The organism is Gemmatimonadota bacterium, from assembly GCA_041390125.1.
In the GTDB taxonomy this organism is placed as follows: domain Bacteria; phylum Gemmatimonadota; class Gemmatimonadetes; order Longimicrobiales; family Gaopeijiaceae; genus JAGQIF01.
The window spans coordinates 59,675-69,450 of sequence record JAWKQN010000022.1 but is presented as its reverse complement, the minus strand read 5'-3'; the positions used below and the strand labels follow the sequence as shown (position 1 = coordinate 69,450).

Here is a 9,776-nt window from a genome sequence, read left to right as displayed (position 1 = left end):
GTTGATGGCGGTCTCCTCGAACGGGAGACGCGGCTGCCCCAGCGGTGGCCACAGCTGTCCGATGGCCTGGGACTTCACGATGACGTGGGCCGAGATCAGCCCCGAGAACATCATGACCTCGGTGAAGACGAACAGCAGCATGCCCATGACGCCATCCGCGATGAGCTTCGGGCGTCGCTGCGGCTCGGGACGTTCCACCGTGAGGGTGGCTTCGTTCACTGCGGATCTCCACTGCGGGTCGGGCCCTGCGGGCCCGGAATCGGTGTTCCGGCGGCGCCGGGTGAGGCGGGCTAGTGTGCCGCCTCACCCCCGTGCTCGCCGCCCCCCACGCCGCGCTCGATGGCGGCCTGGGCAGCATCGTTCTGCCAGTTCGTGCCGGTGTGGCGCATGACGTCCGGCGCCACGGCGAAGAACATCAGGAACATCAACACCAGCGACGCGGCGAGCAGCCACTTCATGATGCGGCGCTCCGTGCGCAGGTGCATGAAGTTCTGGATCACCAGGTTCGCCTTCACCAGCGCGATTCCGAAGGCGGTGATCAGGGTCAGCCACCGGATCCCGATCTCGGGTCCGATGATCGACACGATCAGGAGCACCAGGAGGATGATGTAGATCCTGGTGTAGTTGATGTGGTGCTCGGAATGTTCGCTCATGACCCTCTACTTCGCGATGTACAGCAGGGGGAACAGGAAGATCCAGACCACGTCCACGAAGTGCCAGTAGATCCCGATCAACTCGACGCGCTGCAGCTCACGGTTCTTGCGGGCATCCCGGGCGATGAAGCCCATGATGACGGCGCCGGCGATCACGTGCAGGGCGTGCAGCCCGGCGGCCGTGTAGTAGAAGCTCCAGAAGCCGTTGGCCGTGATGGTGTAGCCGTGGCTGATCTCGGAGTACCACTCGAAGGACTTGACCCCCAGGAAGATCAGCGCGCCCAGGATGGTGAAGGAGAGCAGGCGGGCCGCCTTGGGGCCGTCCCCCTGCTCGGCGGCCTGGTGGGCCAGCACGGCCGTGAAGCTGGAGGACAGCAGCACGAACGTGTTGAACGCCCCGATCCACATGTTGGTGACCGCGGAGGCCTCGGCCCACTCGGGATGGCCGAGCCGGAACATCAGATAGGCCGCGATGAGGCCGCCGAAGATGACGACCTCGGAGGCCAGGATCCACCAGATGGCCAGGCGGCCGGTGGGGATCCCGGTGGCGTAACGGGTGGTGGCGATGGGCTTCACGTTGCGTCGACCTCAGGCAGGAAGGTTCTGCGGCCAGTAGTCTTCTTCGCGATCCGGGTGCGCGTACTCGTACGGGCCCCGGTAGACACGCGGCATCTCGTTCGCCGGCCAGTTGCCGTGCGGGGGCGGCGACTCCGTGGTCCACTCCAGCGTGTTGGCCTTCCAGGGGTTCTTCCCGGCCTTCTCGCCCTTCCGCATGCTGTGGAAGAGGTTGTAGAAGAACACGATCTGGAAGAGCAGCATGATGATCAGCGACACCGTGGCCAACACCCGGAACGGCTGCATGGCCGCCAGCTCGGGGAAGTTCTGGAAGTTGTAGATCCGGCGGTGCTGCCCGCCCAGCCCGAGCACGAACAGCGGGATGAAGATGAAGTTGAACGGGATGATGGTGCCCCAGAAGTGGATCTTGCCGAGGCGGTCGTTCATCATGCGCCCGAACATCTTCGGGAACCAGTAACTCAGCGCGGCGAACGTCCCGATGATGGCGATCGGGAAGAACGTGTAGTGGAAGTGTGCCAGCACGAAGTAGGTGTCGTGCAGGTAGACGTCCGCGCCGCTCGCGCCCAGGAAGATGCCCGTCACACCTCCGATGAGGAACTCGGCGATGAAGGCGAGCGCCCACAGCATGGGCGTGTTCAGCGTGATGGAGCCGCCGTAGAGCGTGGCGATCATCACGAAGAGCAGCTCGGCGATGGGCACCGAGATGAGGAGCGTGGTGACCGTGAAGATGTTGGCCATCCGGGGGTCGATCCCCGCGATGAACTGGTGGTGGGCCCACACGAAGAAGCTCAACACGCCGGTCGCGACCGCCGTGTACAGCATGATCTTGTAGCCGAAGAGCTTCTTGCGGGCGAACGTGGCCACGATCTCGATCACGATCCCGATCGCGGGCAGGAGCACCACGTAGACCTCGGGGTGTCCGAAGAACCAGAACAGGTGCTGCCACAGGATCGGGTCACCGCCCCGCAGGGGGTCGTAGAATCCCGTTCCGATGGTCTGATCGAACAGCAGCATCACCGCGCCGGCGATGAGGGGTCCGACCGACAGCATGAACAGGATGCTGGCGATGACGATCATCCACACGACGAGCGGGATGTCGTAGGCCTTCATCCCGGGCGCGCGCGAGTTCATCAGGGTGGTGATGAAGTTGATCCCGCCCAACAGGAAGGCCACGAACTCCAGCGCGACGGCCGTGAGCCACAGGCTCGAGCCCAGCGGCGTGAGGTTGTAGGTCTCGTTGGCCGACAGCGGCGGATACGACGTCCAGGCACCACCGAACCCACCCCCCTCCACCACCAGCGAGAGGAGCAGCAGGATGGCGCTGACCAGGAACACCTGGTACGACAGGCGGTTGATGCGCGGGAACACCATGTCGTCCGCGCCGATCATCAGCGGGATCAGGTAGTTCCCGAACGCGGCGATCAGCACCGGCATGGCCACCCAGAAGATCATGATCGATCCGTGGTTGGTGACCAGCGCGTTGTACTCGCCGGGGGAGACCGTGCCGAAGCCCGGCACCGGCATCCCCGGGAAGGCCAGCTGCATACGGAAGACGTACGCCATCAGGCCGCCGATCACACCCATCGCCATGCCGGTGAAGAGGTACTGCATGGCGATGATCTTGTGGTCGGTCGACCAGATGTACTTGAGGATCCCGGTGGGCCCGTGGTGCTCGTGGGCGTGGGCGTCGTGCCCGTGGACCTCGGTGGCGGCGGCGTGAGCCATTCTCTCGCTTTCCTTCCCGCTACTGCGAGTTCACTGGGGTGTTGGCGGCGACCCAAGCGGCATGCTCGTTCGCGTCTTCGACCACGATGCGGCCGAACATCACCCCGTGGCCGATCCCGCAGATCTCGGCGCACTGGATGTCATAGGTCCCTGCCCGTGTGGGCCGGAACCACCCGGTGATGGTGCGGCCGGGCACCGCGTCCTGCTTGAGACGGAAGACGGGGACGGAGAAGTCGTGCAGCACGTCCCGCGACTGCAGCTGGTAGTGGTAGACCTGGTCGTTCTGGACGTGCAGCTCGTCCGTGGTCCAGATGTCGTCCGGGGTGTCGAGCTCGTTGTCCGCCCCCGGGTGCTGGAAGACCCAGGCCCACTGCTGTCCGATCACGCGGACGGTGGCGTCGGCCTCGGGGAGGTTCTGCTTGATGTTGTACCAGACCCGGACCGCGCCCGCGACGATGAAGATGTCGCAGACCAGCACCAGCGCGTGGGGGATGGTGATCCAGCGCTTGAGGTGCTTCTCCTTGCCCGTGATGTACTGGCTCTTCACGCCGTCCTTGGCGCGGAAGCGCAGGATCAGCCAGAAGAACATGAACTCGGCCGCCAGGAACCAGAAGCCGGTCAGCACCGCGATGAGCAGGATCAGCCCATCGATGGAGGCGGCGTAGTCCGACGCCTGCAGGATCAGTCGTTCGATCATGGATCCGTCGGGATCAGAGAATGAACAGGAGGATGGCGCCGATGAACAGCACGGCGCCGATCACTGTCGCCAGGAACGTCTTGCGGGCGTCGAGGATCGCCGGATTGGTCTCGTCCGGGATGTCGAGGTACGAGTCCTTGATGGACGCCTGTTCGACCGGGATCCGGCCGCCGGTGGACGCGACTTCGTTCGCCATGGGAGTCGAGCCTCCTACTGCAGCGTCTGGATGTAGGCGATGACGTCGGTGACCTGCTCGTCGTCGAGCAGCATCGAGTTGGGGCGCATCGTCTGGCCGAAGGCGTCCTGGGGATCGGCGCCGCGCCAGCCTTTGCGGAACTTCTGGAACTGGGCCAGGAGGTACCAGTCGTGCTGTCCCACCAGCGGCGGGGAGCGCACCGCCTCGACTCCCTTTCCGTCGGGACCGTGGCAGGCGACGCAGACCTGGTAGCTGGCGCGGCCCGCTTCGGGGTCCCCGTGGAGCGTGGTCGCCGGGTCCACTCCGGGGAGCGTGGCCACGTACTGCGCGACCGACTCCAGGTCCCCCTCGAGATCCAAGGCCTGCACCATGGACTTCATGCGGATGCCGACCGTGTCGAACGGGTGGGCGCCGCGCCAATTCGCCTGGAAGCTCTGGAGCTGGGCCGCGACGTAATACTCGGGGAGCCCGGCGATGGCCGGCGCGCCCAGCGCCAGGTTGCCTTCCCCGGCCGCGCCGTGGCACGGCACGCACGTGTCGAAGATGGCCTCGCCACGCGCCACTCCCTGCGAGGGGGCCGCTCCGCAGGCCACGGTGCCCAGCAGGGCCATCAGCCCCGTGCCGAGCCGCACAATCCGAGTTCGGTCCATCGTCCTGGCTTGATTGGTTGGATCAGGCGTCCGAGGCGGTCCGCTCGAGCGGGATGGCCTCGTCGATGAGCATGATCGGGATGTCGTCCCGCACGGGGTACAGCAGGGTCCCGTCTTCGCGGAGGAGCCCTCCCTGGATCGGGCCCTGGGGACGCTCCCCGCCGCGCGTGGTCACGGTTCCGGCCGCGATGGCGGCGTTGACGCGCTCGAGAAGGCCGGGCTCCGCTTCACGCACGGGCTGACGGCTCTCCGGACATACGAGGATCCCGAGGAGCTCCTGGTCGACCATCCCTGCGCGTTCTCCTGCCGTCCGAGGCCTGGAAAGGCCGATCGCTCCGACGGCCTGAAAGCCCCACAAAATACGAAAACGCGCCCATTCTCGGGAGGTCTCGCTCCCGGCGCAATGACCGGTCCCCGGAAGTCGCCGAACGGCGCGCTTTCTGGCGATCCGCCAGTGCTCGGGACAGGCGCGGACCGGCGGAGGCCGCGGCCGATGCGCGTCCCGGTTGCGGCTGCCCCGACCCCCGTGGTTCCTTCTGGACTCGGCGGAGGAGCCTGGCGCGTGGGACCGACGCATGCACGCGGCAGGCCAGGGCCATGCCGCGCAGTGCCCGCGAACTGGACGACAACATGCGTAAAGCACAGGTGACACGGACTGGCCCTCGCACCGCGGGCCCGGTGGCCGCGTGAAGCCGCTCCTGCTGCTGTGGATGAGCGTCCAGGCCGCTGCTCCCTCGCTCGCGCCGGACACGGCCGGGCACGGACGGACGCCGCCGGTCGCGCGGGCGGTGCCCGCCGCCGTGGCACCACGGGTGGACGGGCACCTCGACGACCCCGCATGGCGGGAAGCCCCGGTGATGGACGGATTCCGACGCACCCGGCCCGGAGACGGAGCGCCGGCGAGCGAACACACCGAAGTGCGCGTCACCTTCACGCGCGAGGCGCTGTACGTGGGCGCGCGGCTCTCCGCGCGCGACGGGGGCACCGTCTCGCGGCTCCGCGGGCGGCGCGACTCCTTCGGGCTGTTCAACGACCAGTTCCTGGTCATGCTCGATTCGCAGCACGACCACCGCACGGCGTACGTGTTCGGGGTCACACCGGCGGGAGGGCGCAACGACCTGATCGCGCCCAACGACAGCGAGAGCGGGATGGACATGACCTGGGATCCGGTGTGGGAGGCCGCCACCCGGGTCGACTCCGCGGGGTGGACGGCCGAGATCCGGATCCCGTTCACGCAGCTCCGCTTCGCGGGAGGTGGGGCCGCTCCCGTCTGGGGCGTCCAGTTCCGGCGCGACATCGTCGCAGCGGGGGAAGTGGTCGATTGGGCCTGGACGCCCCCCACCGAGCCCGGGTTCGCGTCCCGCTTCGGCCATCTCGAGGGCCTCCTGGGGCTCGAAGCACCCGACCGGCTGGAGATCCTTCCCTACACGGTGGCCAGCGGCTCCTTCGATGCGCGCGCCGATCCGACGAGCCCGTTCGACGACGGGAGCGTCTACGGCCTGTCCGGCGGGCTGGACCTGAAGTACGGGCTGACGGGATCGCTCACGCTCGACGCCACCTTCAATCCCGACTTCGGGCAGGTGGAGGCGGACCCGGCGGTAGTGAACCTCAGCGCCTTCGAGCAGTTCTTCGAGGAGCGCCGCCCGTTCTTCGTCGAGGGCGCGAGTGCCTTCGACTTCGGCGGTCTGAGCAGCATGCGCTTCTTCTACACGCGCCGCGTCGGGCGCGCGCCGAGCCTGGGTGCCTCCGGCCTGTTCGTCGACGCGCCGTCCGCCTCCACGATCCTCGGTGCCGCCAAGGTGTCGGGGCGCACGCCGTCCGGATGGACCGTGGGCGTCCTGAACGCCACCACGGACCGCGAGCACGCGCGTGTGATCGAGAGCCCCGGTGGCCCCGTCGTCGAGGTACCGGTCGAGCCGCGCACGAACCTGTCCGTGGTGCGGGTCCGCCGGGACTTCAACGCGAGCGGCAGCGAGGTGGGCCTCATCGTGACGAACAGCCTGCGCGAGCAGGGCGGCCCGGCGTTCGACGTCCTGCGGGACGGTGCCGTCACCGGTGGCATCGACTTCGTGCGCCGCTGGGGCAACCGCGCCCACGCGCTGCGCGGCTGGGTGGGCGCCTCGCACGTGCGCGGGCCCGCCGCCGCCATCCTGCGGGCGCAGCGTTCGTCCGCCCGGTTCTTCCAGCGCCCGGATCAGGACCATCTCGAGCTCGACCCGGAGTCCACCGCGCTCGGCGGCTGGGGCGCCGAGCTGGAGTTGGTGAAGGAGGCGGGGGATTGGATCTACAGCCTGAACGGCCAATCGCTCTCGCCCGGATTCGAGCTCAATGACGCCGGATTCCAGAACCAGGCCGACCGCCACGTCCTGTTCGGGCTGCTGAGGCGCCGCTGGCTGAGCCCGAGCGCCACGTTCCGTTCGTTGCGCGTCAGCGGGCAGGCCTTCTCGTTCTGGGACTTCGGCGGGACCCGCACCGGTACGAACGTGCGCGTGGATCTGAGCGGGCAGACGCAGGGCTTCCGCAGCTTCGACCTCGCGCTCCGCCGCGACCTGGAGGCGCTGAGCACGCGCGAGACCCGAGGTGGGCCGCGCATGGTGCAGCCGGCGGGTTGGTTCGTCTCCGGCGGGGTGTCGAGCGACGACCGCCGCGGCGTGTCGGGCGGGTTGCGCGCCACCTGGACGGAGTCCGAGGTCGGATCGTGGTCGGTGGCGCTGACGCCGTCGCTCGCGGGGCGGGGGAGCGGCTGGTGGAGCTGGAGCGTGGCGGCGGCCTATCGCAGGAGCGAGGACGACGCCTTCTACGTGACACAGGCCGCGGATGCCGCGGCGAGCGCGACCTTCGGCGCGCGCTACCTGTTCGCGGGCCTGGAGCGGGAGAGCCTGGAGGCCACGCTGCGCGTGGATCTCGCGCTCACGCCCGCGCTCACGGTCCAGCTCTATGCGCAGCCCTTCGTGTCGAACGGGGACTACGAGGCCTTCCGCGCCCTGCGTCGGCCCGCGAGCTACGACTTCCTGCCGTACGGAAGCGAAGGGTCCACGCTCCGCTTCGACGAGGGGAGCGGTCGCTACTCCGCCGACGCCGATGGGCCCGGGCCCGCGCCCGCCCTCGCGTTCGCCGATCCCGACTTCCGGGTGCGCTCCCTGCGCGGCAACCTGGTGGTGCGCTGGGAGTACCGGCCGGGCTCCACGCTCTTCCTGGTGTGGAGCCAGAACCGCTCGGATCGCAGCACCGACCCCACCCTCGAGCCGTGGTCCGATCTGGGCCGCGCCTGGACGGACCTCGGGCGCAACGTGTTCCTGATCAAGGCGAACTACTGGCTGGGATCGTGACGTCGGCCGCGGGCGATGGCCCGCGCCCCCGGCCCCTGGGACGTCAGCAGGCCGGCTCGACCAGCTCGATCCGATCCGGTTGGTTGGGCACCACGCAGATGAACTCGAAGGGCTCCGGACCCAGCGAATCGTAGGAGTGAGGCACTCCCGCCGGGATGTACAGCACGTCGTCGCGGGTGACCTCGACCACCTGGTCGCCGATGGTCACGCGGCCGCGTCCGCCCAGGACGTACTGCTCGTGCTCGACGGCGTTGGTGTGCAGCGGCATCCCACCCCCCGGATCCATCACGAACCGGCGCATGGCGAAGTGGGGACCCTGATCGCTCCCGATCAGCACCTGCATCTGGGCGCCGGTGCCCGCCTTCACGGTCTGGGCGGGAATGTCGCGAACGTGCTTGTGGCTCATGGGTCGTCCTGTCCCTGCGGGTGGAGCGAGGGCCGGCTGCGGCCCATCCTGACCCGTCCAATCTCCCCAGGACGGCGAGCCCCCGCCAGTCCGGCCCTGGCGGCCCTCACGCCGCCCCCGCTCCCGTCGTGCGCGGAGGCTCCAGCGTGTACCTTGCCCGCGGGGTCGGACGTCTCCCCCGGAGGAGACGGATGTCGGATCGGAACCGGTGCCCGCGCACGAACGGTGGAGCACCGGCAGGAGGTCGTATGGGAATTCCTGCGCGTGTCTGCCTCTCCGTGCTCACCCTCCTCGTGGTCACCGGGTGCGACCAGGTGCAGACGGTCGGGCTCGAGACTCCCCTGTCGGGCGATCCGGTGCTGGGCAGGGCCGCCTTCGAGGCGACCTGCGCGGGTTGCCACGCATCCCGGGACGGCATCGACCTGGCGCGCTTCTCCTTCCCGGACAGCGTCATCCAACGCCGCGCGGTCGCGCACGTGCTGCCGGCCACGGCCCGTGACATCGTGGCGCACGTCCGCTCGCTCTCCGTGCAGCCGACGAGTCGCGGCTCCAGGCTCTTCCAACCGGGGGAGGATCCGGTGGCGGGAGACGTCGAGTTCGCCGAGCGGCTCTTCGGCTCCGACGGGTGGCCCGCGGGCATGACGACCCCGCGGCTCCGCGCGCTCGACCTGCGCCGCGTCGCGGTGGCCGTGCCCTTTGGACCCTGGTCCGAGGAAGGCAGCAACCTGGACTGGATGCCCGAGACGCCGCTCACCGTGAGCGTGCTCGACTACCGGGATGGATGGGCCCGCACCGCCCTCGAGGCCTACTACGCCGATCCCACGAGCGCGAGGCTCGCCACCGCGGTGGGACGGCTCCGGACCGCGGAGCGTGCCACCGACAACCCGGACGCCCCGTGCGTGACGGTCCCCTTGGAGCGCCTCCGGCCCGTGGAGTGCTTCGAGACGCGGCGCTGGATCGCCACGCTGGGGGCGCAGCACATGCTCCGGCAGGGATCCGACGTCGCGCTGCACCGCACCGTGCACGACGCCTGGTGGGACGTCGGTCAGGCCGTGCGCCTGGCTCTGATCCGCGACCAGGCGTTCGAGAACGGCGTCGAGAACTGGACGGCGTGGATGTGGATGGCCTGGTCGTTCGATCCCGGCCGCCACGCCAGTGTCTATCTCGCCTCCGGGCTCCAGCGGCTGGGCCTCTACCGCCATGCCACCGTGCACGCACTCAAGGCGATGGTCGAACGCGCCCCCGCGTTGGTCGATCCCTACCTCGACGTACGGCAGGCAGCCACGTACGCGCCCGCGCACTGGACGTACGACGCGGTCGCGTTCGCCTATCGCCATCTGCTCGAGCGCCAGGACGCGGGCGACCTCCCCCCGCTCGACCGTAGCGCCGACGCCCGGGTGGCGTTGCATGCGGCGCAGACCGCCGCGGCGAAGCGGATCACGAGTGGAGAGGCCGCCGCCCTGGATCTCCTGCTGCAGCAGGTCCTGGCGCGCCTGCCCTGATCCGGGAGCACGAACGCGGAGCACCCGCACCGGGGCTCCGCG

11 protein-coding genes are annotated in these 9,776 nt (G+C 69.0%); 2 read left to right on the top strand and 9 right to left on the bottom strand.

The features are described from left to right. The 8 genes from R3E98_19605 to R3E98_19570 all read right to left on the bottom strand — a co-directional run. A partial coding sequence (locus tag R3E98_19605; GenBank protein MEZ4425611.1) for a hypothetical protein occupies positions 1–219 on the bottom strand: 219 nt, incomplete at its 3' end. 71 nt (positions 220–290) lie between these two features. Next, positions 291–653, bottom strand: coding sequence for a cytochrome C oxidase subunit IV family protein (locus R3E98_19600; protein ID MEZ4425610.1), 363 nt, complete (start codon positions 651–653; stop codon positions 291–293). 6 nt (positions 654–659) lie between these two features. Beyond that, positions 660–1,229 (bottom strand): cytochrome c oxidase subunit 3, encoded by a 570-nt coding sequence (locus R3E98_19595; GenBank protein ID MEZ4425609.1) that lies wholly within the window; start codon positions 1,227–1,229, stop codon positions 660–662. Positions 1,230–1,241: 12 nt separating this feature from the next. Beyond that, complete coding sequence (locus R3E98_19590; GenBank protein MEZ4425608.1) at positions 1,242–2,954, bottom strand: cbb3-type cytochrome c oxidase subunit I; 1,713 nt, start codon at positions 2,952–2,954, stop codon at positions 1,242–1,244. Between the two features lie 19 nt (positions 2,955–2,973). Beyond that, a complete protein-coding gene (locus R3E98_19585) occupies positions 2,974–3,651 on the bottom strand; it encodes a cytochrome C oxidase subunit II (GenBank protein MEZ4425607.1) in 678 nt (225 codons plus the stop codon). A 13-nt stretch (positions 3,652–3,664) separates the two neighbouring features. After that, positions 3,665–3,847: a hypothetical protein gene (locus tag R3E98_19580; protein ID MEZ4425606.1), complete on the bottom strand. Its 183-nt coding sequence runs from the start codon at positions 3,845–3,847 to the stop codon at positions 3,665–3,667. 14 nt (positions 3,848–3,861) lie between these two features. Continuing rightward, positions 3,862–4,497, bottom strand: coding sequence for a c-type cytochrome (locus R3E98_19575; protein ID MEZ4425605.1), 636 nt, complete (start codon positions 4,495–4,497; stop codon positions 3,862–3,864). A gap of 22 nt (positions 4,498–4,519) precedes the next feature. After that, positions 4,520–4,786 (bottom strand): hypothetical protein, encoded by a 267-nt coding sequence (locus tag R3E98_19570; GenBank protein MEZ4425604.1) that lies wholly within the window; start codon positions 4,784–4,786, stop codon positions 4,520–4,522. A 397-nt stretch (positions 4,787–5,183) separates the two neighbouring features. On the opposite strand from R3E98_19570, the gene R3E98_19565 reads away from it, so the two are divergent. Beyond that, entirely contained in the window at positions 5,184–7,826 is a 2,643-nt protein-coding gene (locus tag R3E98_19565) for a DUF5916 domain-containing protein (GenBank protein ID MEZ4425603.1), read from the top strand. Between the two features lie 43 nt (positions 7,827–7,869). On the opposite strand, the gene R3E98_19560 is transcribed toward R3E98_19565, so the two are convergent. Then, on the bottom strand, positions 7,870–8,232 hold the full coding sequence (locus R3E98_19560) for a cupin domain-containing protein (GenBank protein MEZ4425602.1): 363 nt from the start codon (positions 8,230–8,232) through the stop codon (positions 7,870–7,872). A 248-nt stretch (positions 8,233–8,480) separates the two neighbouring features. Between R3E98_19560 and R3E98_19555 the strand changes: the two genes are divergently transcribed. Next, entirely contained in the window at positions 8,481–9,734 is a 1,254-nt protein-coding gene (locus R3E98_19555; GenBank protein MEZ4425601.1) for a hypothetical protein, read from the top strand. Positions 9,735–9,776: the final 42 nt, after the last annotated feature.

Excerpts from the sequence above, each read along its gene's own strand:
- R3E98_19570 (MEZ4425604.1), bottom strand. The coding sequence starts at position 4,786 with ATGGTCGACCAGGAGCTCCTCGGGATCCTCGTATGTCCGGAGAGCCGT.
- R3E98_19600 (MEZ4425610.1), bottom strand. The coding sequence starts at position 653 with ATGAGCGAACATTCCGAGCACCACATCAACTACACCAGGATCTACATC.
- R3E98_19580 (MEZ4425606.1), bottom strand. The coding sequence starts at position 3,847 with ATGGCGAACGAAGTCGCGTCCACCGGCGGCCGGATCCCGGTCGAACAG.
- R3E98_19560 (MEZ4425602.1), bottom strand. The coding sequence starts at position 8,232 with ATGAGCCACAAGCACGTTCGCGACATTCCCGCCCAGACCGTGAAGGCG.
- R3E98_19555 (MEZ4425601.1), top strand. The coding sequence starts at position 8,481 with ATGGGAATTCCTGCGCGTGTCTGCCTCTCCGTGCTCACCCTCCTCGTG.
- R3E98_19590 (MEZ4425608.1), bottom strand. The coding sequence starts at position 2,954 with ATGGCTCACGCCGCCGCCACCGAGGTCCACGGGCACGACGCCCACGCC.
- R3E98_19575 (MEZ4425605.1), bottom strand. The coding sequence starts at position 4,497 with ATGGACCGAACTCGGATTGTGCGGCTCGGCACGGGGCTGATGGCCCTG.
- R3E98_19585 (MEZ4425607.1), bottom strand. The coding sequence starts at position 3,651 with ATGATCGAACGACTGATCCTGCAGGCGTCGGACTACGCCGCCTCCATC.